The 24,907-nt window shown below is 43.9% G+C and carries 25 protein-coding genes; 13 read left to right on the plus strand and 12 right to left on the minus strand.

The window, feature by feature from the left end:
* The first annotated feature begins 13 nt into the window (after positions 1 to 13).
* From dapA to YH65_RS07640, 7 genes are all read left to right on the plus strand, one after another.
* Positions 14 to 907, plus strand: coding sequence for a 4-hydroxy-tetrahydrodipicolinate synthase (dapA, locus tag YH65_RS07610; RefSeq protein WP_046551349.1), 894 nt, complete (start codon positions 14 to 16; stop codon positions 905 to 907).
* 1 nt (position 908) lies between these two features.
* Positions 909 to 1,688, plus strand: a complete 780-nt coding sequence (locus YH65_RS07615; RefSeq protein ID WP_046551350.1) for an enoyl-ACP reductase — start codon at positions 909 to 911, stop codon at positions 1,686 to 1,688.
* A 144-nt stretch (positions 1,689 to 1,832) separates the two neighbouring features.
* Complete coding sequence (gene pgsA, locus YH65_RS07620) at positions 1,833 to 2,402, plus strand: CDP-diacylglycerol--glycerol-3-phosphate 3-phosphatidyltransferase (protein WP_179944230.1); 570 nt, start codon at positions 1,833 to 1,835, stop codon at positions 2,400 to 2,402.
* Between the two features lie 76 nt (positions 2,403 to 2,478).
* Complete coding sequence (locus tag YH65_RS07625; RefSeq protein WP_046551351.1) at positions 2,479 to 3,678, plus strand: OprD family porin; 1,200 nt, start codon at positions 2,479 to 2,481, stop codon at positions 3,676 to 3,678.
* 251 nt (positions 3,679 to 3,929) lie between these two features.
* Positions 3,930 to 6,053: a ferrous iron transport protein B gene (feoB, locus tag YH65_RS07630; protein ID WP_046551352.1), complete on the plus strand. Its 2,124-nt coding sequence runs from the start codon at positions 3,930 to 3,932 to the stop codon at positions 6,051 to 6,053.
* Between the two features lies 1 nt (position 6,054).
* Positions 6,055 to 6,279 carry a FeoA family protein gene (locus YH65_RS07635; RefSeq protein WP_046551353.1) on the plus strand — a complete coding sequence of 75 codons (225 nt, stop codon included), beginning with the start codon at positions 6,055 to 6,057 and terminating at the stop codon, positions 6,277 to 6,279.
* A 71-nt stretch (positions 6,280 to 6,350) separates the two neighbouring features.
* On the plus strand, positions 6,351 to 7,613 hold the full coding sequence (locus tag YH65_RS07640; RefSeq protein ID WP_046551354.1) for an OprD family outer membrane porin: 1,263 nt from the start codon (positions 6,351 to 6,353) through the stop codon (positions 7,611 to 7,613).
* A 154-nt stretch (positions 7,614 to 7,767) separates the two neighbouring features.
* On the opposite strand, the gene YH65_RS07645 is transcribed toward YH65_RS07640, so the two are convergent.
* The 10 genes from YH65_RS07645 to YH65_RS07695 form a co-directional block, all read right to left on the minus strand.
* Complete coding sequence (locus YH65_RS07645) at positions 7,768 to 8,154, minus strand: DUF302 domain-containing protein (protein WP_046551355.1); 387 nt, start codon at positions 8,152 to 8,154, stop codon at positions 7,768 to 7,770.
* Positions 8,155 to 8,497: 343 nt separating this feature from the next.
* A complete protein-coding gene (locus YH65_RS07650) occupies positions 8,498 to 9,202 on the minus strand; it encodes a copper resistance protein B (protein WP_052746140.1) in 705 nt (234 codons plus the stop codon).
* A 10-nt stretch (positions 9,203 to 9,212) separates the two neighbouring features.
* Positions 9,213 to 10,916, minus strand: a complete 1,704-nt coding sequence (locus tag YH65_RS07655) for a copper resistance system multicopper oxidase (protein ID WP_046551356.1) — start codon at positions 10,914 to 10,916, stop codon at positions 9,213 to 9,215.
* A 12-nt stretch (positions 10,917 to 10,928) separates the two neighbouring features.
* Positions 10,929 to 11,138, minus strand: coding sequence for an SHOCT domain-containing protein (locus YH65_RS07660; protein ID WP_046551357.1), 210 nt, complete (start codon positions 11,136 to 11,138; stop codon positions 10,929 to 10,931).
* 21 nt (positions 11,139 to 11,159) lie between these two features.
* Complete coding sequence (locus YH65_RS11595; RefSeq protein WP_223156728.1) at positions 11,160 to 11,390, minus strand: DUF302 domain-containing protein; 231 nt, start codon at positions 11,388 to 11,390, stop codon at positions 11,160 to 11,162.
* Positions 11,391 to 11,748: 358 nt separating this feature from the next.
* Positions 11,749 to 12,675, minus strand: a complete 927-nt coding sequence (locus tag YH65_RS07670; protein ID WP_046551358.1) for a multicopper oxidase family protein — start codon at positions 12,673 to 12,675, stop codon at positions 11,749 to 11,751.
* Between the two features lie 16 nt (positions 12,676 to 12,691).
* Positions 12,692 to 13,645, minus strand: coding sequence for a multicopper oxidase domain-containing protein (locus YH65_RS07675; protein ID WP_046551359.1), 954 nt, complete (start codon positions 13,643 to 13,645; stop codon positions 12,692 to 12,694).
* Positions 13,646 to 14,232: 587 nt separating this feature from the next.
* Positions 14,233 to 14,883 (minus strand): response regulator transcription factor, encoded by a 651-nt coding sequence (locus tag YH65_RS07685; RefSeq protein WP_046551361.1) that lies wholly within the window; start codon positions 14,881 to 14,883, stop codon positions 14,233 to 14,235.
* A 233-nt stretch (positions 14,884 to 15,116) separates the two neighbouring features.
* The gene (locus YH65_RS07690; RefSeq protein ID WP_052746141.1) at positions 15,117 to 15,683 is read right to left on the minus strand and encodes a c-type cytochrome; all 567 of its coding nucleotides are present in this window, start codon (positions 15,681 to 15,683) and stop codon (positions 15,117 to 15,119) included.
* 81 nt (positions 15,684 to 15,764) lie between these two features.
* Positions 15,765 to 17,210 carry a multicopper oxidase family protein gene (locus tag YH65_RS07695; RefSeq protein WP_052746142.1) on the minus strand — a complete coding sequence of 482 codons (1,446 nt, stop codon included), beginning with the start codon at positions 17,208 to 17,210 and terminating at the stop codon, positions 15,765 to 15,767.
* 418 nt (positions 17,211 to 17,628) lie between these two features.
* Here YH65_RS07695 and YH65_RS07700 point away from each other — a divergent pair, with 418 nt between their 5' ends.
* Both YH65_RS07700 and YH65_RS07705 read left to right on the plus strand, forming a co-directional pair.
* Positions 17,629 to 17,964 (plus strand): hypothetical protein, encoded by a 336-nt coding sequence (locus YH65_RS07700; RefSeq protein WP_046551362.1) that lies wholly within the window; start codon positions 17,629 to 17,631, stop codon positions 17,962 to 17,964.
* Positions 17,965 to 18,203: 239 nt separating this feature from the next.
* Entirely contained in the window at positions 18,204 to 20,579 is a 2,376-nt protein-coding gene (locus YH65_RS07705; protein ID WP_046551363.1) for a heavy metal translocating P-type ATPase, read from the plus strand.
* A 54-nt stretch (positions 20,580 to 20,633) separates the two neighbouring features.
* Here YH65_RS07705 and YH65_RS07710 read toward each other — a convergent pair whose 3' ends face one another.
* Positions 20,634 to 21,005, minus strand: coding sequence for an ArsR/SmtB family transcription factor (locus YH65_RS07710; protein ID WP_046551364.1), 372 nt, complete (start codon positions 21,003 to 21,005; stop codon positions 20,634 to 20,636).
* 147 nt (positions 21,006 to 21,152) lie between these two features.
* On the opposite strand from YH65_RS07710, the gene YH65_RS07715 reads away from it, so the two are divergent.
* Together YH65_RS07715 and YH65_RS07720 are read left to right on the plus strand one after the other, a co-directional pair.
* Positions 21,153 to 22,169 (plus strand): rhodanese-like domain-containing protein, encoded by a 1,017-nt coding sequence (locus YH65_RS07715; RefSeq protein ID WP_046551365.1) that lies wholly within the window; start codon positions 21,153 to 21,155, stop codon positions 22,167 to 22,169.
* Between the two features lies 1 nt (position 22,170).
* Positions 22,171 to 23,550, plus strand: a complete 1,380-nt coding sequence (locus YH65_RS07720; protein ID WP_046551366.1) for a class I SAM-dependent methyltransferase — start codon at positions 22,171 to 22,173, stop codon at positions 23,548 to 23,550.
* 6 nt (positions 23,551 to 23,556) lie between these two features.
* Here the strand turns inward: YH65_RS07720 and YH65_RS07725 are convergent, their stop codons facing one another.
* The gene (locus YH65_RS07725) at positions 23,557 to 23,931 is read right to left on the minus strand and encodes an ArsR/SmtB family transcription factor (RefSeq protein WP_046551367.1); all 375 of its coding nucleotides are present in this window, start codon (positions 23,929 to 23,931) and stop codon (positions 23,557 to 23,559) included.
* A gap of 91 nt (positions 23,932 to 24,022) precedes the next feature.
* Between YH65_RS07725 and YH65_RS07730 the strand changes: the two genes are divergently transcribed.
* Complete coding sequence (locus tag YH65_RS07730; protein ID WP_046551368.1) at positions 24,023 to 24,481, plus strand: rhodanese-like domain-containing protein; 459 nt, start codon at positions 24,023 to 24,025, stop codon at positions 24,479 to 24,481.
* A gap of 2 nt (positions 24,482 to 24,483) precedes the next feature.
* Complete coding sequence (locus YH65_RS07735) at positions 24,484 to 24,837, plus strand: DsrE/DsrF/TusD sulfur relay family protein (protein WP_046551369.1); 354 nt, start codon at positions 24,484 to 24,486, stop codon at positions 24,835 to 24,837.
* Positions 24,838 to 24,907 lie beyond the last annotated feature (70 nt).

The raw sequence follows: 24,907 nt of genomic DNA on the forward strand, positions 1-24,907 counted from the left end.
TAGGACAAGAAAGATGAACAACTACATAAGCGGTGCGACCACTGCTATCATTACACCATTCAAGAACGGTACACTGGATGAAGCGACCTATGCCGCCCTCATCCAGAGACAGATCGACAACAACATCGATGCTATCTGTCCTGTAGGTACCACGGGGGAGAGTGCGACACTCAGCCATGACGAGCATAAAAGATGCATAGAGATCGCTGTTGAAGTATGCAAAGGCAGCAGGGCAAAAGTCCTTGCAGGTGCGGGAAGCAATGCAACACATGAAGCCATTGACATCGCCAAACATGCCGAAGCCTGCGGTGTCGATGCCCTCTTCTCCGTCAGCCCCTACTACAACAAACCAAGCCAGGAAGGGCTCTACCAGCACTACAAAGCGATCGCCTCGGCAGTCGAAGTCCCCTTTATGCTTTACAATGTTCCCGGACGGACAGGTGTGGACATCCTCCCCGATACGGTCAAAAGACTTTTTGATGATGTATGGAATATCATGGGGATCAAAGAAGCGACAGGTTCCATCGAGAGAACGGTGGAACTCTTGGCAAAAGTACCTGACCTCTATGTCTTCTCCGGTGATGATGCGATCGACTTTCCCATTTTGGCAAGCGGTGGAAAAGGAATTACTTCTGTAACAGCCAATCTGCTGCCTGACATGAAAGCGGATCTGACACACGCAGCGCTTAGAGGGGATTTCAAAACCTCCAAAGCAATCAATGATGAACTCTTTGAGATCAATAAAATTCTCTTCTGTGAAAGCAATCCTATTCCGATCAAGGCGGCGATGTACATCGCCGGTCTCATCGATACCCTGGAATACAGACTGCCTCTTGTACCGCCAAGCAGCGAGAATATGAAGAAGATAGAAGATGTCATGAAAAAATATAAAATCGTAGGAGTGTAACATGGGTGAAATGAAAGGGAAGACCGTTGTTATTACGGGAGCGACGAAGGGAATAGGTAAAGCCTGTGCCGAAAAGTTCGCTCAGAACGGAGTGAATGTCGCATTCACCTACAACAGCAACAAAGATGCAGCAGATGTGATCGCTCAGGAGCTCATGGATAGTTACGGTATCAAAGCCAAAGCATATCCCCTCGATATCCTCGATACCGATCAGTTCAAACCGCTTTTTGCTTCTATCGACGAAGATTTTGACAGAGTAGATTTCTTCGTTTCCAACGCGATGATCTACGGACGCCCTGTTGTCGGCGGTTACGGTAAGTTCATGAAACTCAGACCCAAAAAAGGTCTGGCAAACATCTATACTGCCACAGTCGGTGCCTTTGTAGCCGGTTCACAGGAAGCTGCCAAACGCATGGAAAAAGTAGGCGGCGGTGCCATTGTAACGCTTAGCTCTACGGGTAACCTCATCTATATCGAGAACTATGCCGGCCACGGTACGAACAAAGCCGCAGTGGAAGCCATGGCACGCTATGCAGCTGTTGAGCTTGGCGAAATGGGTATCAGGGTCAATGCCGTCTCCGGCGGGCCAATCGACACAGATGCCCTCAAAGCATTCACCAATTACGAAGAGGTCAAAGCCGAGACCATCAAACGTTCAGCTGTCAACAGAATGGGAAGCCCCGAAGACCTCGCCGGTTCAGTCTACTTCCTCTGTACGGACGACGCCAGCTGGATCACCGGACAGACCATTGTAGTGGATGGCGGAACGACATTCCGCTAAGTGGAATGAACGGAGGATTATTTCTCTTCGACCCGCGTAGGGTGCTGTCCCCTGACGGCACCAACTAAAATATTGTCTTTTGGTGCTGTGAGGGCACAGCACCCTACGCATTTCAATTAATCACGCATATTATAGGAGCAGATGATGGCATCATCACAAATTTTCAATATCCCCAACATCCTTGCCTTCATCCGCCTCCTCCTCGCACCCCTCATGTTCCTCTTCCTCGTCAATCAAGATGCCAGTATCTTTGAAGGCATTGACAGATCATGGCTGAACTATTTTGCTGCCTTCATCTTTGTGGTCGCCTCGGCAACGGACTTCTTCGACGGCTACATAGCCCGTACTTTCAACCAGGTAACCGTTCTGGGTGCCATTCTCGACCCTCTGGCGGACAAAATGCTTACCCTTGCAGGTTTTCTTGGGCTGATGATGCTTGACTGGGCATCTCCCTGGGCGATCTTTCTCATTCTTACCAGGGAACTTTTCATTACCGGCCTTCGTGTCTCTGCCATGAGCCAGGGAATGGATATTTCCGCCTCCTGGATGGGCAAGGTTAAAACCGTGGTGCAGATGATCGCCATTGGTTTTTTACTGATGCAGTGGCCCGGAGGTACAGTTCTTTTATGGATTGCCGTCGTCCTTACACTCTACTCCGGCTATGAATATGTCAGAGATTTCTTCCAAAAAATGTCCCATCATCCAATTGATTAAAAATTAATCACTTTTCTCATTTACTTTCCATTCATCTTTGTTATCATACACTTACAAAACAAAACAAGGAAACAAAATGAAATTTACAAAATTAAGTCTAGTAGCAACATTGGCTGTAAGTGCTGCAGTAGCAGGTGGAGACATTGCTCCAGCTCCGGTAGTAGTAGAAGAAGCTCCAAAGACAACAATCGACGGTAAATTGACGGGGTACTACATTACTGCTGATAATGGGAAACCTACATATGACATGTTTGACAAAGACTGGTCACAGCTCGGTTTGGCAGCAACACTGAATGTAAACCATAAGTTTACAGACAATATCGCTATGAACCTGGGTGCAGTTGGTTATGTGAATACAAATAGAGATATTCCGTTTGACTATATTGGCGAATACTTTGAAGGTCAGGACAATGGCGCATTCATCAACGTAGCAAACATTACAGCTACTCTCATGGACACAACTTTCATTCTTGGTCGTCAACTCCTTAATACACCAATGTTGAGTGGTTTCGACTGGTTGCTTGCACCTGGTTCATTCGAGGCTTATACAGTTGCAAACTCTTCTATCGAGAATGTAACGCTTATCGGTTCATATGTAAGAACATGGAGAGTTAACAATACTGGTGACAACTGGATCAAATTGACAGATATCGATGATGGTAACAACTGGACAGTTAGTGCAGCATATGATAACAAAACAATATCTGGAAGCATCTGGTTCTATAATGTAGATGCCGGTGCTGCTGTCAGTCCAGATAAATATACACAGATCTATGTTGATGGTGGATATGACTTTGGTGTTGCAAAACTTCTTGCACAGTATGTTAATACAAACTACAATACTGACACAATTGATGATTCAAATGTATTCGGTGTAAAAGGTACTGCTACACTCGGTAGTTTCGATCTTATGGCTGCTTATGTAAACGTTTCTGACAATGTTGCCGGCTGGGTTGGTGTAATGGACGGTCTTTATACAAGTTCATGGAACACAGCTACAGGTGGTTCTGAAGGAAATAACTTCAAAGTTGAAGCTGCAACTGAATTTGCCGGTATAAGCGCATCTGCAAGCTATGCTTATTATGAATACAAAGATAGTGCTGTGAACAACAATGACGGTCATGAAATAGACGTCATTCTTGGATATGACTTCAAAAACACTGATATTGTCGTGATCAAAGACATGGATCTCAATGTTGTCTATACAAACACAAACTACGGTGCTGATACAAGCGATATCAACGCTCTTGAAGTTTATGCAAACTACAAGTTTTAATCCTACCCTGTAATCTCCCAAACTTTTTGAATACACCACTCTCCTCCGGGAGAGTGTTTGGGCTTTTTACTTTCAAAACTTTTCCAAATTTCCCTTCAAGAACAAACTTTTTCAAAATTAAAAACTTTTTATTGATAACGACTGTCAATTTTAACTTTACTTAAGAATAAAAAGAGTAAATTACTCCTAGCAAAACTAAATGATAACAGTTTTCAATTTTACTTTTAAATAAACATAAGGAATCATAATCCATGAAGCAAATAGTCGTTGCACTTGCGGGGCAGCCCAATGTAGGAAAGTCCTCTCTTATTAATGCGATCTCCAATGCCAAACTCAAAGTCGGTAACTTTTCAGGGGTCACGGTAGACAAGACGGAAGTGGTCTTCAAGATGTGCCACGAACAGTCATGCGAAGATTACGAGGTACACATTATCGACCTTCCAGGTGCCTATTCGCTGACCGAATATACTATTGAAGAGAAAGTGACCAAAAGTTTCCTTCAGAGCGATGAATATGACATCATCGTCAATGTGGTGGACTCCACCAATCTGCAAAGAAACCTCCTTTTTACCACCCAGTTGCTTGAAACAGGTAAAAAGGTTGTTGTAGCGCTCAACATGAGCGATGAAGCCCAAAAAGAAGGCATCGAGATAGATGAAAAGCAGCTCTCTATCATTCTGGGTGTCCCATGTATCAAGACTTCTGCCAATACCGGTGAAGGTATCGAAGAACTTAAAAAAGCTATCGTAGAGGTTTATGAGAAGAAAGAAACTACTTCAAAAGTGATATACTCTGACCCTATCGAAGAGGAGATCGCCCATATCGTTGACTTCCTGAAAGAGAAGAACTACAAAAGTGACCTTCCCTACCGTCATCTTGCAGTCAAACTGCTTCAGGAAGATGAAGATGTCTACAAAAAGATGCATGACGAACCTATCTGGATAGAACTGCTGCCCATCATCAGAGAAGCGCTGCAGCACATCTACCTTCACACGGGAACCAAAAACATTGAAGAGATCTTTGCCGATGAACACTTCGCTTTTGCCAAAGGGGCAAAAATGGAAGTTATATCAGTCAAATCCATGAAAGCAAAGAACCTTACACAAAAGATTGACAATCTGCTTATCAACAAGATCCTCGGTATCCCGCTCTTTCTCTTCTTCATGTGGGCCTTGTTTCAACTCACATTTGAACTGGGTGCCGTACCGATGGACTGGATCGATGCCGGATTTGTCTGGCTTGCCGACCAGGCAAGAACGCTGCTCGGAAACGGTGAGATGGCTTCACTCGTTGCAGATGGGATCATAGGCGGTGTGGGTGCGGTCATCATGTTTCTTCCGAACATCATCATCCTCTTTGTAGGTATAGCGCTGCTGGAAACTACAGGGTATATGAGCCGTGTCGCTTTTTTGCTTGACGGTTTTTTCCACAAATTCGGACTTCACGGAAAAAGTTTCATTCCCCTTGTGACCGGGTTCGGATGTTCCGTACCTGCCTACATGGCAGCAAGAATCCTGAAAAATGAAAAAGACAGGCTCATCACCCTCTTTATCATCGGCTTTATGAGCTGTGGCGCGCGACTGCCCATCTATGTACTCTTTGCCGGTGCTTTCTTCGGACAGGAGCATGCAGGGAACATCCTTTTCATCATCTATATTTCCGGAGCGATGCTCGGACTCTTCATGGCAAAAGCACTGAAGACATTCGTTTTCAAGGGAGATGATGAACCGTTTGTTATGGAAATGCCAAAATACCGTATGCCCTCTTTAAAACTCATCTGGCATACAGTCTATGGTCAGGCAAAGAGCTACCTCAACAAAGCAGGTACATTCATTCTTGCAGCTTCAGTGCTTGTCTGGTTTGCAAGCAACTACCCCAAAGATCCTACTTTGGAAGCACAGTACCAGACAAAGATAGAGCAGGTACAGAGCAGTGCCAAAAAAGCCGAACTGAACAACGAGCTTCAGTCAAAACTTCTTGAGCAAAGCTACCTTGGAAAGATAGGCCATGCAAGTGAAGCGTTCTTTGAACCGATTGGTATGGACTGGCGTATGTCCGTGGCGCTGGAAGCAGGACTGGCAGCCAAGGAAGTGGTCGTCTCCACCCTTGGGGTCCTCTATTCACTGGGCGACCAGGTCGATCAGGAGAGTAACAGCCTCATCGCCCAGATACGCGCACAGATACCTTTTGCTTCCGCCATTGCCTTCATTGTCTTTGTCATGGTCTACCTACCCTGTTTTGCGGCATCGGCTGTTTTTGCCAAAGAGGCAGGCGGATGGAAGTATCTGGCCTACCTTTTCTTCATGACCACGGCCAGTGCGTGGATATTGAGCTTTATTGCTTACAGAGTAACACTATTGATCACAGGAGGATGAAATGAAACTTACAGAATTGACAAAAGGCGACAGAGCCGAGATCATAAGAATAGATGCTGACAAAGCACTGAAAGACCGATTGAACTCATTTGGTGTTATGCGTGGGGAGGAACTCACTGTCAAAGGATGTTCCCTCGCCAAACAGACCATGGAGATAGAGGTTGGCAGCACCTTGATCGCCCTTCGTAAAGAAGAAGCCGAAAAGATAGAAGTCAAAAAAATATAAACTAAAAACAGATCAATAAGGGGAATACAGGAATGAATAAAATAGGATCAGGCATACTTTTTTTAGTGATAATGAGTATTGATATATATGGTGAAAATAATCAAACCCTATCTTCGCAGGAGAGTGCTGATATTCTCCATCAATCTGTAGAAATCAAAACGGTCAGGGGTATCATGGGAGCCAACAACCCCATAGAGCATACCAGTGGACAACTGCGTACCGGGTATATCACATTCAAAGAGGATGGAGGCAGTCGTAACAGTGCCTATGCGCTCGGCGGACACTACCACTTTGATTCAAGAAACTGGAATGGACTGAGTGTAGGCCTTTCTGCCTATACGGTGCTCAATCTTGGCATCAATCAGAATACAAACAATGTCAATCCGGATTTTTTCAATGCTGAAGGAAATAGTTTCATACTGCTCTCCGAGGCCTACCTTGACGGAAAATGGGGAAATACTGAGATCAAACTGGGAAGACAGTTACTCGACACTCCCCATGCCGACAGTGACGACATCAGGATGATCCCCAACTACTTTGAAGCCTATACCCTTACCAATACAGATATTGATAACCTCACACTTTCCGCAGGGTATATCAACAAAATGGCCGGCTGGGAGAACGGTGTAGATGCATCCAGGTTTGTCAAAATATACGAGACACTCGGAACCGGTAACGACATGAACGGGATAGCCTATGCTTCAGCCATCTATGAGGGCATAGAGGATCTGACTCTGAGTCTTTGGTACTACAACTATGACAATGTCGCCAATGTCGTATATGCCGAAGCGGGATACACTTATGCCTTCTCCAAAGAGAGAAGCCTGACATTCGGTCTTCAGTATGACGGAAGCCGTGACACAGGAGAGGCACTTCTTGGCAAGCAGGATGCCAATACTTACGGAGTAAGTATTGAATTCGCCGATGAAGAAAGAGGCATACATCTGCTTGCCGCGTACAACCGTGACAACGGTGAGACAGGTGCCACAGGGCTCAGCCTTGGCGGCGGACCCTTCTTTACCTCCATGGAGGACCAGACACTCGATGCCATGGGTATAAAAGGAGAGGCCTGGATGATCGGTGCCGGATACCACTTCGCAGCTGTAGGAGTCGACGGACTTATCACCGGTATTGCCTACGGACATTTCGAAGCCGAAAATACTTCACTCTATGAATCAAGAGAAACTGACATCGTACTTGAATACAGCTGGAATGAAAAACTTACACTGACTGCTGCCTATGCTTCTGTCGGTTTCGATGCCGAAGTCGATGAGAACGGAGATCTGCTCAAAGATTACCAGCAGTTCCGCCTTGTAGCCAATTACAATTTTTAAAGTCTAAAATTAAAACTGGAAACGTATACCACCTGGCGGTAACGTTTCGTTAACTGGGGTTAAAGTCACACGATACTCCCAAATCCTTCTTCCTGCATCAAGCCGATATCATATATTTTCTCTTAAATGTTTTGATTTCTCTATTCTGTATTGTTTAGTCATCCCAGGAGTGCATAACATGTTTAAGGTTCTCAAAAATTATGGTCATATAGGACCTGAATTCATCATTTCCGTTTACCCCACTCAATATCGATGCAAGTCCTATCGTTACTATTTTTGTCACACCTCTCGCTTTATAGACTGAGATACGGCAGGGAAAAGAGACAGAGACTTCTGGCATATGCGTCAGGGCCTGTTGTGCAGCAGAAGGATTGCACAACTCAAAGACCGTAATATCCTTTTCTATGGGATAGCCTTTATCATGCAGTATCTTTTTAAATTCATATGACTGCAATACATCAAAGCCAACGGCTCTTGCTTTCTCTGCAATCTGCTCTTTTACAATATCTATATCTTGTGTTGTTTGTACTTTATAAATCATTAACAATCCTTTTTTAAGTTATACTGAGGAAATCTATAACTTTCCTTCGAAAGCCATTTCTATCGTTTCCAATATATTTTTAAAACATAATGTGTGCTAAAAATCTTACTCCATTTTACAGCCAAACGTGTAATATTTTGACTAATTTTATTTTAGCATAAATCCAAAAAATTCAATGCCTGCGTCATAGTGTTTGACAGCGGCAGGTATGTAAAAAAGCCGTTCATCGCTTGTCTATACGCCAAAGCAGCCAATAAAAGGCCAGATACCGATAGAGCCGATAAAAAACACAGTGATAGGGTCATGAGGGGGGGGTCAACGGCCCTGTTGCCAATTACAACTTCTAAAACCAGAAGCGTACACCTACGAGCAGTGATGTTTCATCTACGGGATTGAAATCACGTGTATTACCGAATGTCTTTTCCCATGTCACCCCCACATAAGGTGCGAATTCACGGACGATCTCATAACGCAGACGAAGGCCCGCTTCCAAAGAGGAGAGTCCGGAGCCTATCAGCATTTCCGGATCGTCCTTGGTATAAAAATCTGCTTCCACGGAAGGGGTCAGTATAAGCTTCTGGGTGATCAACGCTTCATATTCCGCATCGAGACGCAGGCCCACATTGCCGTCACTGTTGATCAGCAGTGCTGCACGTGTTTCGAAAAAATACGGCGCCAGACCTGCAATGGCGATCTCTCCCCATGTTTTGGAGGCATCACCGGTCTTGTCATAGGCAATACCCGCCTGAATATCCCAGAACGGTGCAATAGCCCTGGAATAGACCAAGTCATTCTGGCTTGATTCCAAACCATCGGAAGTCGCTGCTCCCTGGGAATAGATGTAGAGTTTATCCAGGTCATACCCGACGTAGAAGCTGCCTTCCCACTCCCTGCTGTTATCGTCATTGTTCAGTATTTCGAACTTGTCCATGATGAACATGGTACGAATAGGGTCATCCGCACCTGCAGCATGAAGCGTCTGCCCGAGGACCATAGCACCGCTTAATAGCAGAAATATCTTTTTCCAGTTATTTTTAATATGTTTCATTTTTATCTCCTTACGATACCACTACTTTTCTGAACATCCCCGCCATATGGTAGAGAAGATGGCAATGGTAGGCCCAGCCACCTTTAGCATCGACGGTCACACGGTAGCTGATCTTCGCTCCGGGCTGCACGACGATGGTATGCTTGCGTACCAGATGGTTGTCGTCACCGGTTTCAAGGTCACTCCACATCCCATGCAGGTGCATGGGATGGTTCATCATCGTATCATTGATGAACGTGATGCGCAGACGTTCCCCGTAATGGAACTGCAGCGGCTTAGCATCCGAATACTTTATCCCGTTGATGGACCACATATAGCGTTCCATATTACCCGTAAGATGCAGAACGATCTCTCTGTCAGGTTTTTTGTGTCGGCGTGTGGAATAGCGGTTCTTCAGGTCTGCATAGGTCAGTACCCTTCTACCGTTATTACGCAACCCCACTCCCGGGTCTTCCAGTCTGTATTTTGGATCCATTGCCATCATGGTGCTTTGTACCCCTTTTGCCATAGGCAGTTTGGTAATAGGATACTTTTGTGCCTCCATCGCTGACCATCTGTACTTCTTCATTGGCATTTTCATACCTTTGTGTTTACCCATTTTGGACATATCCATTCCCATATCCGTCATCGTAAGGGCCTGGGGCTTGTCCATTTTCGGTGCTTTCGCCAACAGTGTGACAGAAGGTGTCAATGACCCAAGGGCATGACCGCTTCGTTCGATACTCTGGGCAAAGATGGCATAAGCTCTGTTCGAGGTCGGTTCAACAATAACATCATAAGTCTCGGCCACCCCTATGCGGAATTCATCCACTTTGACAGGTTTTATATGGTTTCCGTCCGCTGAGACCACGGTCATCTTCAATCCGGGAATGCGTACATCGAAGAAGCTCATTGCCGCACCGTTGATGAAACGCAGACGGATCTTCTCACCTTTTTTGAACAACGCTTTGAACTGCGTGGCAGGATTCTGTCCGTTCATCAGGTATGTATAGGTATACCCTGTGACATCGGAAAGGTCTCTGTCGCTCATACGCATCGTGTTCCACATCTTTCGGTCATCGAACGCCTTGCCAAAACCCTTTTTCTTCACTTCCGAGAAGAAGTCGCCTACGGTTCGCTGGTTGAAGTTGTAGTAGTCGCTTGAAAGTTTGAGCTTTCTGTAGATGCTTGTCGGTTTTTCATCGCTCCAGTCCGAAAGAAGGACCACGTAGTCTTTGTCATAACGGAAGGGTTCTCTCTTCCTCGGCTTGATGACGATGGCGCCGTACATCCCCGTCTGCTCCTGATAACCCGAATGGCTGTGGTACCAGTAAGTACCGTGCTGATGTACCTTGAACCTGTAGGTAAAAGTTTCTCCCGGCGCAATACCTTTATAGCTGATACCCGGTACGCCATCCATCTGATAGGGCAGAATGATCCCGTGCCAGTGTATGGAGGAGGATTTTTTCAAATGGTTCGTTACATGGATCGTAACAGTGTCGCCTTCCTGCCATACCAAAGTCGGACCGGGGATCTGTCCGTTGATAGTCGTTGCAACCGATCTCTTTCCTGTGATATTGACAGATGTATAGTCAATATCGAGAAAAAACTCTTTGCCAGTCAGTGTACGCCTCTTGTCTGACGATCTTTTGGGCGATTCCGCCTGCAGATCTGCCGCTGATATACCGATAAGTGAGCTTGCAGCTACTCCCTTTATAAATGTTCTTCTCTGCACGACTATCCCCTTTTATGCATTTTCTCTTAAAAGTTTTGATTTCTCTTCATACTCTTCTTTGCTGATGCCTCCGCTGGCATACCTTTTGTCAAGTATATCCTGCGCTTCGCTTCTGCTTTTATTTTTAGTTTTATCCTGAAACAGATAAAATAAAATACCGATGATCAGTAAAGGAACGAGCCATCCAAAGCCCATTCCCCATCCGTGTCCAAATCCGTACATAACGTCTCCTTTATTATTAATTTAGTTATCCCAAGAGTGCATGACCTGCTTGAGGTTCATGAACAACAACGTCATGTAAGATCTGAATTCTTCATTTACCTCGACTGCAGCGAGCATCTCTTCAAGTCCGATGGTCGAAAGCTTGGTTACATAATTCTCTTCATAAATTACGATCCGGCATGGCAGATAGGCTGCGATCTCCGGAAGCTGTGTCAAAGCCTGCTGTGCACCCGGGGGGGTTACAGAGTTCAAAAACAGTGATATTTCTTTCTATCGGATACCCTTTCTCTTTCAGGATTTCTTTGAATTCATATGTCTGCAGTACACCGAAACCGACGGCTTTGGCCTTTTCCCCGATCTCTTCTTTAACCTGTGTTATGGGGGTTGATGTTTGTACTTTATAGATCATCTATTATCCTTTATGTTATCTTAGAAAAAGTATATCCGGATAGTGTGCATGTTGTGTGCATATGCGGCTATATATTGTGTATGAAGTTTGAAAAATGCGTAGAAGTATATACTTGTCCTGAACTTTGCATGTTACAGAAGTTCAGGACACGGTTATGTAAAATTAAATGGGTTCTTTAATTCATGTTATCTATTGTCATCATTACAATGAAGTGACAGTGGTTGTTACCTTTCCTATAACATTAACTCCGCGACTGTCATAGTAACTGATACTCGCATCATAGGTACCGGCACTTGGCATAGTGAGCAGAATGTCATAACGTTCACCCGGTGTCATATAGAGTGATGTCACAGTCTGAGCTTCGGCTGCGGGACGTCCATCTGCTGCGATCACTTCAAAAGGCAATCCGCCAAACTCGATCTTGGCTCCCTGGTAGGATGTTTGGTTTGTTCGGATAAGTACCTTCTCCCCTGCATTTGCAGTGATAGCAACAGTAGAATCCGTATTGGCATCTACGCCGTTAACACCATTGATCATGAAACAGTCAGGACGGTAACGAACGGTTTTTGAACCACTTACATTCGTACTTCTCCATGTTGTATCGAACGTTCCCATCTGCCAGACGTACTCTTTTGAGAAAGTCGGTCCGCCATCCCATGCCTCTTCAATATTCCCACTTTTTGGACGGATGATAATCGTACCGTGCATACCCATATCGTAATGAAGTACCGTATCTACGTGGCAGTGATACTGATACGTTCCTGCATGCGGTGCTACAAAAGTATAGGTATAAGATCTACCCAACCATGTATATCCGTCAACACGACCAAACTCTCCATTGCTTTTACTGCCAGCGATATATCCCGAAGTTGCAGGCACGCCATCATTTGCCTGATCTACATCAAGACCATGAAGATGAATTGTATGCGGCATACCTGAACGAAGCGTGATCTTGACCACGTCACCCTCTGTTGCCTCGATAATCGGTCCTGCCCAATCCCTGTCTCCGGAAAAACCATTCCCAAAATACCATGTTTTTACTGAACCACCATTATCAAGAGTGATATTTCCATTCATTCTTGCTCTAAGAGTTGTTCCATTTGTTTCGTAGTTAAATGTTCTTGCCATAATTTTCTCCTTCTTCTTAAGACGCTACCATGATGATAAGACCACCACCGTAAGGGTTTGTATAGACACCGTTGACCGTTACTCCTGGTACATAATGCGTATGCAATGGATAAGCACCTGACTGTTCTACAGGAAGAATAACCTCAGCTGTCGTATCTGGTCTGACAAGCACAGTATCACGGCTGATGAAGCCACTGACGAGCTGGCGATTGTTCTTGATGGCATTGACATGGTACCCATGGAAGTGCATAGGGTATTCGATCACCCCTGCATTGATGAAGCGAATTGCGACATCCTCTCCTACATTCATCGTAATAAGTGTATCATCATACTTTTTCGTATCAGGGTAGATAAGACCGTTGGCAAAATAGTAGTTTGGTTCATAATTATTAATGTCATAGCTCGTCGCACCGTTTTTAATGGCATCGTTCAGGCGGCCGTCCATATCGCTCATGACCATGACATATTGCTGGTCATAGGTCGGACCGTTTTCATAAAGTGCTGCAGAACCATCTGCAGGATTTACAACTAGTGCACCAAAAAGTCCCATCGCCTTGGCGATGTACCCATTCGCATCATCGGTATACATATAGGTACCGGCAGCAGGTGCAGTAAAGGTATAGGTTTTTGTTTCGCCCGGTGCAACCGTAGGAGTTGAGCCTAAGACACCCTGTACAACAAAATTGATGTCTCTGTCAAGATTGTTTGTAAGATTTACTTCAATGGTATCACCTTCAGTCACTACCATTCCAGAACCGACATGTCCCGGACCGGGAGATGCAGGATCATCCAATGACCATGTAAATACCGTACTCCCATCGATCATGGTTGTATCTTGACTGTTAGCGCTTATATCGTATGTTCTTGTTGCTGTTGCAGCCTGTACGTTGACCGGAGCCATAATCAATCCAGATAGAGCAAAAGCGATTGAACCTCCAGCCCCTTTCCTTAAAAAATCACGTCTGTTCATTTTATCCCTTTATGTGTAGAACTCTGCAAGAAAGCTTGGAACTCTTTTACAGGTTAAAGTAAGTTTATAGGATAAAAATTAAAAAAAAATTACAGGAAAATTAAAAAATAGTTAAATTTTACTAAATCAATAGATTTACTTAACTATATGTAGATTAAGCGCTGCACTATGTGTTAAATATATAATGATTGTAGTAAATGTGTCACCCTCTGATGCAGTGACCTGCTACCCAAAATTTGAGCCAAAACCAGAGTTAGACTATAATGTAAATACTACTGTATGAAATGATATCATCGGGAAAATCCTTAGACTGTTTACCTATTTGAATATTGGTATTTTCCAGAACATGCTTATAAGATGGCAAACACCATTTTGCATTTTCCAAAAGCTTTTCTTTTATTTGATCCTGGCTATTGAACGTGTACAGTTTGTTGACAATAATTGTTTTGGAGATGGAATCAAAATCCTCGTAGATCTCTTCTTTAAAATGATTTTTATAAAAAAACAATGATATATAAAGCATAATGCCCATTGCAAGCAATAATGTAGAAAGTATGAAAAAGCTCAGTCTGGTCTGGAGTGAAAGGTTATTGAGCTTCAATGATGTAGCCTCTGGTTTTAATGTTTTTTATCAGGTCAACCGGAAGTTTCTTACGAATGGCATTGATCCTAACATTGATGGTATTTGATGCTATCTCCTCAGGGTGCACATAGAGTGAATGCAAAAGCTGTTCATGCGAGATCACTTTGTTTTTATTAATCAAAAGATAGAAAAGGAGATCGTTCTCTTTATGTGTTAGGAATATCTCTTCTTCATTATGAAATATCCGTTTGTTCGTTGTGTCGAATATCATCGGGCCTACTTCAATGTTTTTGGGTACATTTCTGCGATGAAGTGCCTGTATGCGAGCATAAAGTTCTTTCATGTCAAACGGTTTTTCCATATAATCGTCTGCACCCAGTTCCAGGCCATCTATCTTGTCATTGATGGTACTGTAGGCACTCATAATTATAATGCCCGTCTCCTGACTCTGCTTTTTGATCATATCTATAAGGTTCATACCAATATCCTGTCCGTGAATATTACGGTCAAGCAAAGCAATATCGTAGTGATAACTTAACAAGTGTCCCTGTGCTTCATCGAAGGTATTGACAGCATCAATGATCACTTTATCTTGCAAGAACTCTTTTACGATCTGCGAAAGCTTTTCATCATCTTCCAGATAAAAGACCCGCATCCCTTCTCCTTTAAAATATTTTCATATACCGTATAAACCTAGTATCATCTTTTTAGTATATTACTAATATATAAAAATAATCTTTATACTTTATATTATTTTATGAACGGTTGTACCCTTTATAGTTTCTATCTTAATAAAGCTTTTTTGTTACCAAGGGGGGGGGGAGATCATCTTGTGAAAAAGAATGTGGTGCACAATATTGCACCACTTGTTAAGTTCAGATAAAGAGACTATTTCCCACCGCATTTACCCGGAGCACATTTCATACCACCCCCAGATTTTGGGGCAGGGGAAGCCATACCACCACCGCATTTCATCATGCCTTTACCGGTATTGCACATCATATTCATCGCATTTTCGTCCCACTTTTCATTGAAGTTGTCCACGACCCAGTTCGCAATCGTATCGAGGTCTTCTGCAGAGAGTGATTTGCCGATGGGAGGCATTACACCGAACCGTTTCAGTGCCATAGGCATACAATGTGCTTTGTCAACGCTTGGATTGACGATGTAGTCTTTAACGAAAGCAACAATCTGTGCCTTGTCACCCTTAAAATCATATTTCAGTTTTGCAGAAACCTTGGCCATTGGCGGTGCTTTCATGTTCTTCATCATCTTCTCTTTCATCGACATACGGTCCGCTCTGCTCATCTGCATCATCTTCTGCTTATTCATCATCGGCTTGAGCATATGGCAGGCTTTACAGTTCGCTTCATAAACGGCATTGCCGTTATTGCCTGCGCTAAGCGTCAGAGTGGAAAAGAGCAGCCCTGCCGTTACGATCAGTGTTTTCTTCATAGGTGTATCCTTTTGTTTTGAATTTGTATAACAAAGTATATAGGAAAAGTGTGTACAGATTGTGCACACCTTTCAAATCTATTAACTAACAGTGAACTGCCCCATCATCCCGTTGTCTTCATGTTCGAGGAAATGGCAGTGGAACATATAGGGATTGTTGCTGTCTGCAGTCACTCCGTCCGCCGGGATCTCTACGATGAACTTGAGTGTTTCATTTGCCGGGAGATAGACTACGTCTTTATAGCCTTTTTCGTTCTCAAGTACCTGTGCAGTACTTCCGTTACGTGAAACAACCCTGAAGTGGGTACCGTGTATGTGGAAATTGTGGTCGACGCCCATGTCGTTGATGACCTCCCACTCTTCGACATCTCCCTGGGAAAGTGCCGCATCGATACGGTTCATATCCATCGTTTTGTCATTGATGGTAAAGACACCCATCCCTGCCATACCGAGCCTGAACTGCCTGCTGTTAGTCGGCGTAGCAACCGGATCAAGCGTTGTCAACTGTGCAGGTAAAGAGGTAACTGCCGTAGCATTTTTGTTGATATTGATCTTGAGGAATGTTTTGCTGTACCTGTATTCCTCAAGTCTCAAGGATGCACCTGTATCATCTGTAAAGTCCACAACGATCTCCGCTCGCTCCCCTGGAGAGAGTATGATGCGGTTCATATTCACAGGTTTTTCCAGAAATGCATTATCCGAAGCGATCTGTCTGAAATTTTTCCCATTACTGAAACCAAGCTCATAGACCGTTGAATTCGAACCGTTAAGCAGGCGGAACCTGATCTCTTTGGCTTCGGCATCAAAGGTAGGTTCTATGGCACCGTTAGTGATGAATGTATCGCCTATATATCCGTTGCTGAGCTGCATATTGGACGGAGAGTAGTCAAGTTGTGTTTTGTCAGCTGAAAAGAATCTATCTTGTAGTACCAAAGGAATATCGTCGATACCATAACGCTTTGGAATATCCAGTGCCTGACTTTCACTATCTTCAATAATGATCATTCCGGCAAGTCCCTGATAGACATGTGGTGCAGTTTTATGAAGATAGTGAGGATGATACCAGTTGGTGCAGGCATTCTGTTGTACACGGTAGCTGGCAGACCATCTGGCACCAACTGCAATGGGTTGATGTGCTGTACCGTCCATTTTTCCGGGCACATGCATACCGTGTCCGTGCATAGTCGTTTCAACATCGAGTTTATTGGTGTAGTTGATGGAAACATCCATACCGTTCTTCAGAAGAAGGGTTGGTCCCAGGTAGGTACCACTGATGGCATATGTTGCCGTCTGTATACCTTCAAAGAAACTATGCTGTGCATTGACAATATCCAAGTCATAGTGCAGCACACCGTTAACATCCTTACCTTCTAGAAGTTCGGGAATCGGGAGTGTCCCCCCTACAGGTGTACCGTTGCCAGGGTTATCGTTACCCATACCGCCGCTGTTACCTCCACCGCCGCATCCTGTAAGTACCCATACTGCTGCTGCCGAACTGATCGTAATAAACTTTCTTCTTTTCATCATCTTGTTTTATCCTTATATTATGATAGGGAAATCATAATTATCTTGTGTGCATGAAATGTGCAGACAATATGCACACTGCATACACACTGTTCTCTTATAATGCGGATGTACAGAGAGTGAAACCTCTGGAGGGCGTCTCTAACAATAGACGATACCCACAATGGGTTTAACAGATGTGAAATTGTGCAAGAGATTCTCAAGTCCTGGCCGTAGTCAAGACGAAGTGAATATCTTGTGCAAGATCGCATTTGTAAATCCCACCCTTCGGGCATCACCAGCTTTCGCCCATACTGCGTTACTCTTTTTTGACTTGGCTTCAGCCAGGCCTTCAAAAGAGTGCCTTGTCTGAACAAAAGCTGGAGATGTTGTGGATACCGTCTATTGTCAGAGTCGCCCTAAAACACTTAAAGGATACGACATGAAAAAAGTAGTTGTAGCAAGCATTCTTGCACTCGGATTAGGATTTGGTTTTGCTCAGGCAGAAAATAAAGCAGCGGTAGAGTTGGAACATGCGAACAAAACAGCCACAGGACCTGACAGTTTTACAGGCGATATGTCTAAAATGAAAGCTGCCGGAAAATGTAATGCCGAACAGAGCGGTAAAATGAAAACCAAGTCAACAAAGCCGGCAATAAAGCCGACCAAAGCGGAACTTGAGCTTGAGCATGCAAACAAATTGGCTACAGAACCAGGCAGTTCAGAAGGCAATATGAAAAATATGAAAGCTATGGGTAAATGCAATACCGGTAAATAATAAAACTAAACAATAGTCACGGTTTTTAGAATCTTCCGTGGCCATTTTATATTACGCCACCCACTAAATACCCTCCTTGTTAGGCAGTCCGATAGTATCGGACTGCCGTTTTTCCCAATCCATTACCATATGGGCACCTCCAATAACCCTAAATGCTCATAACATCTCTTTCACCATACACAGTCCATGCACATTATCGCACTATAATCGTTATAAGAATGAACCTGAAAGGATCCATCATGAAAACAAATATAAAAGATCCCGTTTGCGGAATGGAAGTCACTAGCGATTCCAAATTCCATATAAACTATGAAGGAACAACCTACTATTTCTGTTCCGAGAGCTGTCAGCATAAATTCGATGCTGACCCTCAGAGCTATATACATACAGAGGAAGAAGCCGAATGTGCCACCTGCCGACCTCTTTTTACAGAAGAGCATCCTCATGAACATCAACGGCATGATCATGGCACTATGGAAAACAAAGAGAATGATCCTCATGCCGTCTATACCTGTCCTATGCACCCCGAGATCCGGCAGGAGGGTCCGGGGAACTGCCCTATTTGCGGTATGGCACTTGAACCTGTAATAGTACAAGCTGAGGAAGCGGAGAATGAAGAGCTGATCGATATGACACGCCGGTTCAAGGTGAGTACAACGCTGGCACTCCCTGTGTTCATCCTGGCAATGGTGGCTGACCTTGCTCCTGACCTGATACCCTCCTGGCTCTCTATGCGCATGGTGCAGTGGATCGAGTTTGCACTGGCAACACCTGTGGTACTTTGGGGCGGATGGCCTTTCTTTGTCAGGGGATATCAGTCGGTCAAAACCTGGAATCTGAATATGTTCACCTTGATAGCCCTGGGTGTGGGTGCGGCATGGCTCTACAGTATGGTCGCACTTCTTTTCCCCCATGTCTTTCCGCCCAAAATGCAGTTTGAAGGCGAACTGGTACATGTCTATTTCGAAGCGGCAGCGGTCATTGTGGCACTGGTACTTCTGGGGCAGGTGCTTGAATTGCGTGCCCGTTCACAGACCAACACTGCCATACAGGCACTTCTCGGACTCGCACCCAATACAGCACGTATCGTCAGAGAGGACGGCAGCGAAGAGGATATCGCACTTGAAGCGGTCAAAGTGGGAGACATTCTGCGTATCCGTCCGGGTGACAAAATACCGGTGGACGGTGTCGTGATTGAGGGGGAAAGCAATATCGATGAATCGATGGTCACGGGAGAGCCTGTTGCCGTACCCAAAAAATCGGGAGATGCAGTCATAGGTGCCACGGTCAATGCGACCGGTTCCCTGCTGATAGAAGCACAGAAGGTCGGAGCCGATACCCTGCTCTCACAGATAGTGAACATGGTAGCTCAGGCACAGCGCTCACGTGCACCTATTCAGAAACTTGCAGATGTCGTCTCGAGCTACTTTGTACCTATCGTAGTGATCGTAGCGATACTCGCTTTCATCGGATGGTACTTCTGGGGACCGGAACCCCGTCTGGCCTATGCTGTCGTCTCTGCGGTAGCAGTGCTTATCATCGCCTGCCCCTGTGCCCTTGGTCTGGCAACGCCGGTCTCCATTATGGTCGGTACGGGGAAAGGTGCTTCTATGGGTGTGCTCATCAAAAATGCGGAAGCACTGGAGATACTTGAAAAGGTAGATACACTGGTGGTTGACAAGACTGGTACACTCACAGAGGGTGCACCCAAACTGGTCACTGTCGAAGTACTTGAAGGTATTGATGAAGAAACACTACTAAGGGCCGTTGCCACACTGGAGAGATCGAGTGAACATCCCTTGGCTGAAGCGATCGTTGAGGGTACCGAAGCCAGAGGCTTGAAACTTGGCAAAACAGACAACTTCAATTCCGTCACCGGAGAAGGTGTAACGGGTGAAGTGGATGGCCTGAAGGTTGCTATAGGCAATGACAAACTCTTTGAAAGTCTCGGCATCGATGCGGAAAAACTTCCTGCTTTGTCGGAGCAGTACCGGGAAGAAGGACAGACCGTAATGCTCATAGCGCTTGACAACAAAGCCACCGGTATCATAGGTGTCATGGACCCGATCAAAGAGAGTACGGCTGAAGCGATCGAGGCACTTCATGAAGAGGGTATCGAAATCGTCATGCTCACCGGAGACAATGAAACCACGGCAAAAGCAGTCGCTGCCAGGCTGCATATAGACAGAGTACAGGCAGAAGTCTCTCCGGAAGATAAGTCGAAGGTCGTACAGGCCCTGCAGAAAGAAGGCAGGCATGTAGCAATGGCCGGCGATGGTGTCAATGATGCCCCTGCCCTGGCACAAGCGCATGTGGGTATTGCCATGGGAACAGGTACGGATGTGGCAATGGAGAGTGCAGGAGTGACACTTGTCAAAGGAGATCTGACCGGTATCGTCAGAGCTATCAGACTCAGCCGTTCTACAATGAAGAATATACGGCAGAACCTTTTCTTTGCCTTTATCTATAATTCTCTGGGCGTACCGGTAGCAGCAGGTGTACTCTACCCGTTCTTTGGAATTTTACTTTCACCGGTGATTGCGGCAGCAGCCATGAGTTTTTCTTCTGTTTCAGTCATCAGCAATTCGCTCAGGCTGAAAAACATAAAATTATAGAAAATGCAGCGTGGTATGTAAAGATACCAGGCTTATATATAGTTTTTTTATATTTTATGATTTGGTATTATCAAACTGATATACTACCCCTTCTTCATACTCTTTGACAAGTTTTCTAAAACATTCAGCTATCTCTTTCATGGTTTCTATATTGGGCTCTATGTAGATTTTGTTCTTACTTTTCGTCATAGTGATGATCTTTGCATCTTTAAGTTCTTTAAGATGGCGTGAAATGGTAGGCAAGGCAAAGTCAAACTGGTCGGCAATACTTGTGACACAGGTTGCCTGCGCGATGATGTCATCTTCCGGTTTCTTGTCATCTATGGAGCAGGCATAACCACCGGTAAAGATATTTTTAAATATTTTAAATCGTGTTTCATTTCCCAATGCTTTGAAAATTTTGATCTTATCTTCTATATTCAGCATAGTACAGCCCTCTTAAAGTAATTTAATAAGATTATAGCAAAATAAATCTATTTAGCAATTTAGACAATTAACTTTATATTAAGCCAATACTCTATACAATCCTTAAACCTATTTAGCATATTAGCTAAATTACTATGGAGCTTATAAATGATAAATAAAAGTATTTTAACCGCTATTGGCGCAACGATCGCAGCATCTTTATGTTGTATTACACCTGTATTGGCAGTACTTGCCGGTTCCAGTACTCTGGCATCCTCTTTTTCCTGGTTGACACCGTATCATAACTATTTGGTCTGGTTCACGGTTTTAGTTCTGCTATATGCCTGGTACGACAAACTGAAACCTGCAAAAGAGATCGACTGTGACTGTGATGCAAAAGTTGGATTTTTCTCAAGTAAAAAGTTTTTGGCGATCGTGACGGTCTTTTCTGTAATAATGCTCTCCTTCCCTCAATGGGGAAACAAGGTATTTGACGCAGCACCGAGTGCAGAAAGTTGTGCGACAGGTGTCTGTGATAGTAAAATAAGTAAAAAAAATGAAACCGCAAACAAGAATGAAGAGAAAACAGCCAATGCCACACCTGCCAGTACTGGATCAGCCTGCAAAACAAAATCAGACTGTAATGCCAAGCCGTTTAAACAGGCAATAAAGAGACCTATAATAAAAAAGCCGACAGATGAAAAGGCATTGACGGTATTTAAGTATATGCAAAATGAGAAACTTCATCCTACACCTTATAAACAAAAAGCCTGTACAGGTTATGGCCGTCCGGCAATTGACGGAATGATGGCTGATGCCAGAAGCAAAGTGGAAGAGATGTCTCCGATCGTGCTGAAAAAGATGATAGACAATGAAGATGAATTCATACTGCTTGATGTCAGAGAAGTGGCACAACGTTCTGAGGGTGAGATCTATGCAGATGATACGGTACAAATGACACGGGGTAACCTTGAATTCATGATCATGAACAAGATCAAAAACAAAGATGCGGTCATTGTGACTTACTGTCGTACCGGAGGGAGAGGACTCCTGGCCGCTGAGACTCTGAAAAAACTGGGTTACAACAATGTCTATACGCTCAAAGGCGGTCTTAAAGCCTGGGCAAAAGCAGGTTTGCCTTTTGATTCCGGTTTGGGTATTGTTGTAAAAGTGGAGGATGAATAAAATGGCAGACAACAGACAGATCATTGAACTCTATTCGGAGTTGGCTGAAAATCCCAAGAAAGATTTTGGCTGGGAAAAAGGTTTGGAGAATGCAAAGGCACATAGCTACAAAGAAGAGTGGATCGAAAAGCTTCCAGATGAAGTCTGGGAGTACTGTGCCGCTGTAGGCAACCCTTTTTCTGTAGGAGACATACCTGAAGGGGCAAGAGTTTTAGACCTTGGCTGTGGTGCGGGTGTTGATCTGCTTGTTGCTACAATCCTTGTGGGTGAAAGTGGCCGGGTCACAGGTGTGGACATCACACCCAAAATGGTAGAAAAGGCAAGAGAGCATGCAAAAGAGGCAGGATTTGACAATGTAGAAGTCTTAGAGAACAGTTTTGATGCGTTGGATATTGAAGATGAATCGATCGATATTGTCATCTCCAACGGTGCTATCAACCTGACTTCCTGCAAAGAGTCTGTCTTTGCTGAAATATACAGGGTACTTAAACCTGACGGGAAGATCTATTTTGCCGATATGATAGATATTTCTGTAGAAGAAGGTACCTGCTGTTCTGTGGAGCAAAGTGCCTGTTGTGACAGTGAAAATAGTAATGAAGGTGAAGAAGACTGGGCAAACTGTGTGGCAGGTACCCTTCGTCAGGATGAACTGATAGAGATCATTGAAAAAGCAGGATTTAAAGATGTCGTATGTACAGGACTTACCCATTATACTACTGCTGAAACGACACAAGGGGCTACATTTAAAGCCGACAAGGTTCCTGCTGTAAAAATAAGAGAAAAACACTGGAATAAGATTTTTAAAACCAAAGACTACACCCAGGTTTTATGGCACCAAAATTCACCGGAATTTTCCATAGCACAGATTAAATCACATATAAATTCCAGGGAAGATGCCATTATTGATATTGGTTGTGGTGCATCTTTCCTGGTTGATGAGTTGTTACAAGAGGGATACAGCAATATAACCTTGCTTGATGTTTCAGGTCAGGCACTTGAAATTGTGAAAGAAAGATTAGGTGCATTGGCTGATAAAGTGACGTATGTCTGTTCAGACATTACCACTTTTGAAACTTCCAAACGTTATACATTTTGGCATGACAGAGCCGTTTTTCATTTTTTACTGGACGCTAAAGACAGAAAGAAATATTTTGAAGTCTTGCACGATTCATTGGAAGAACACGGAACTGCACTTATTGGAACATTTAGTGAAACGGGTCCATTGCAATGCAGCGGACTGGATATTGTTCAATACGATGATAAGAAATTAAAATCGGAGTTAATAGACGGATTAGAATTGGTTGACAGTATAGAAGTCATCCATACAACACCGAAAGAGACAGAGCAGTCGTTTCGGTTTTTTATGATCGAGAAGGTCTGATTCCTCTCAATTAATAGCAACTTCACCAAAAAACAGTTCACGGTTCTCCTCAAAGTTATTGACCAAAGTGGTGAAGCATCCTCCCAGTTCCCGAACTGTCTCTATGTTCGGTTCTATGTAAATTTTATTACCTTTTTTTTCCATAGTAACGATATTGGCCTCTCTTAATTCTTTCAAGTGTTTGGAAATAGTAGGTAAAGAAAATTCAAAATGTTCTGCAATGGTACTGACACAGGTAGCATGTGGACTTACTTTGACTTTGGGATCTTTCTTATCTATAGAACAGGTATACCCTCCGGTAAAAATATTTTTAAAAATTAAAAATCTCGTTTCGTTCCCCAGCGCTTTAAAGATCTTTATCTTTTGGTTCATGTCCAGCATTTGAATCCTTGTAGTTTAAGTAAAAGTATTATACCATACATAAACTACTTGCACAATTGCCTAAGTAGTTAATATAATATGAGGAAATACTATGAACAGACTGACACAGCTATCACTAATTATACTGTTGGGGGTTTCTCCTTTGCTTGCAGGTCATCCACAGACAGATAAGCTGATTGAAGAAGCAAAGAAAGAATCTGGCGAGATTACAGCTAAAAAACTCAAAACGATGCTGGATAAAGAGGAACCTGTCATTGTTTTAGATGTGCGTGAAGCAGAGCAGAGAGCCGAAGGACAGATCTATGCGGATGACTATTTTGCTATTACCCGCGGAAACCTTGAGTTTAAAGTTCTCAACAAGATCAAAAATAAAGATGCAGTGATCGTCACTTACTGTCGTGGCGGTAGTCGCGGTGCTCTGGCTGCCCAAACGCTTAGGAAACTGGGCTATAAAAATGCCGTCAACCTTAAAGGCGGACTCAAGGGATGGGCTAAAGAAGGATACCCTATAGATACAGGTTTAGGTGTTACAAAACTCTCAGGAGAATAAAGATGACTACCATTATACTGAACCATCAGCCCTATGATGGTTCTGATATAACATGGAATGCACTGCGTTTGGCAAAAACACTTCACAAAAACGGAGAAGAGGTCAATATTTTTCTTATAAATGATGCTGTTGATCTTGCCAGAGACAAGACCAAGAAGCCAGAAGGATATGACTATGATCTGCTAGAAATGTTGAAAAAAATGTATACCAGGGGAATAAACCTTCAAGTGTGTGGTACCTGCAATGCCCGTTGCGGCCTGTTCAAAAATGAACCGTATTTTGATGAGAGTGTCTCATCAACAATGCAGATACTTTCTGATTGGGTGATAGAGAGCGACAAGGTTTTGACATTTTAAAACCAGAACCTCAAACCCACAATCAGATTGGTTGTGTATGAGTATATGATTATCCATTTATTTAAAAAAG

It is taken from the genome of Sulfurovum lithotrophicum, from assembly GCF_000987835.1.
GTDB lineage: Bacteria > Campylobacterota > Campylobacteria > Campylobacterales > Sulfurovaceae > Sulfurovum > Sulfurovum lithotrophicum.

Bases quoted from the DNA above. Each gene is read 5' to 3' on its own strand.
- dapA (WP_046551349.1), top strand. From the start codon at position 14: ATGAACAACTACATAAGCGGTGCGACCACTGCTATCATTACACCATTC.
- YH65_RS07615 (WP_046551350.1), top strand. From the start codon at position 909: ATGGGTGAAATGAAAGGGAAGACCGTTGTTATTACGGGAGCGACGAAG.
- pgsA (WP_179944230.1), top strand. From the start codon at position 1,833: ATGGCATCATCACAAATTTTCAATATCCCCAACATCCTTGCCTTCATC.
- YH65_RS07625 (WP_046551351.1), top strand. From the start codon at position 2,479: ATGAAATTTACAAAATTAAGTCTAGTAGCAACATTGGCTGTAAGTGCT.
- feoB (WP_046551352.1), top strand. From the start codon at position 3,930: ATGAAGCAAATAGTCGTTGCACTTGCGGGGCAGCCCAATGTAGGAAAG.
- YH65_RS07635 (WP_046551353.1), top strand. From the start codon at position 6,055: ATGAAACTTACAGAATTGACAAAAGGCGACAGAGCCGAGATCATAAGA.
- YH65_RS07640 (WP_046551354.1), top strand. From the start codon at position 6,351: ATGAGTATTGATATATATGGTGAAAATAATCAAACCCTATCTTCGCAG.
- YH65_RS07645 (WP_046551355.1), bottom strand. From the start codon at position 8,154: ATGATTTATAAAGTACAAACAACACAAGATATAGATATTGTAAAAGAG.
- YH65_RS07650 (WP_052746140.1), bottom strand. From the start codon at position 9,202: ATGAAACATATTAAAAATAACTGGAAAAAGATATTTCTGCTATTAAGC.
- YH65_RS07660 (WP_046551357.1), bottom strand. From the start codon at position 11,138: ATGTACGGATTTGGACACGGATGGGGAATGGGCTTTGGATGGCTCGTT.
- YH65_RS07670 (WP_046551358.1), bottom strand. From the start codon at position 12,675: ATGGCAAGAACATTTAACTACGAAACAAATGGAACAACTCTTAGAGCA.
- YH65_RS07675 (WP_046551359.1), bottom strand. From the start codon at position 13,645: ATGAACAGACGTGATTTTTTAAGGAAAGGGGCTGGAGGTTCAATCGCT.
- YH65_RS07685 (WP_046551361.1), bottom strand. From the start codon at position 14,883: ATGCGGGTCTTTTATCTGGAAGATGATGAAAAGCTTTCGCAGATCGTA.
- YH65_RS07690 (WP_052746141.1), bottom strand. From the start codon at position 15,683: ATGAAGAAAACACTGATCGTAACGGCAGGGCTGCTCTTTTCCACTCTG.
- YH65_RS07695 (WP_052746142.1), bottom strand. From the start codon at position 17,210: ATGATGAAAAGAAGAAAGTTTATTACGATCAGTTCGGCAGCAGCAGTA.
- YH65_RS07700 (WP_046551362.1), top strand. From the start codon at position 17,629: ATGAAAAAAGTAGTTGTAGCAAGCATTCTTGCACTCGGATTAGGATTT.
- YH65_RS07705 (WP_046551363.1), top strand. From the start codon at position 18,204: ATGAAAACAAATATAAAAGATCCCGTTTGCGGAATGGAAGTCACTAGC.
- YH65_RS07710 (WP_046551364.1), bottom strand. From the start codon at position 21,005: ATGCTGAATATAGAAGATAAGATCAAAATTTTCAAAGCATTGGGAAAT.
- YH65_RS07715 (WP_046551365.1), top strand. From the start codon at position 21,153: ATGATAAATAAAAGTATTTTAACCGCTATTGGCGCAACGATCGCAGCA.
- YH65_RS07720 (WP_046551366.1), top strand. From the start codon at position 22,171: ATGGCAGACAACAGACAGATCATTGAACTCTATTCGGAGTTGGCTGAA.
- YH65_RS07725 (WP_046551367.1), bottom strand. From the start codon at position 23,931: ATGCTGGACATGAACCAAAAGATAAAGATCTTTAAAGCGCTGGGGAAC.
- YH65_RS07730 (WP_046551368.1), top strand. From the start codon at position 24,023: ATGAACAGACTGACACAGCTATCACTAATTATACTGTTGGGGGTTTCT.
- YH65_RS07735 (WP_046551369.1), top strand. From the start codon at position 24,484: ATGACTACCATTATACTGAACCATCAGCCCTATGATGGTTCTGATATA.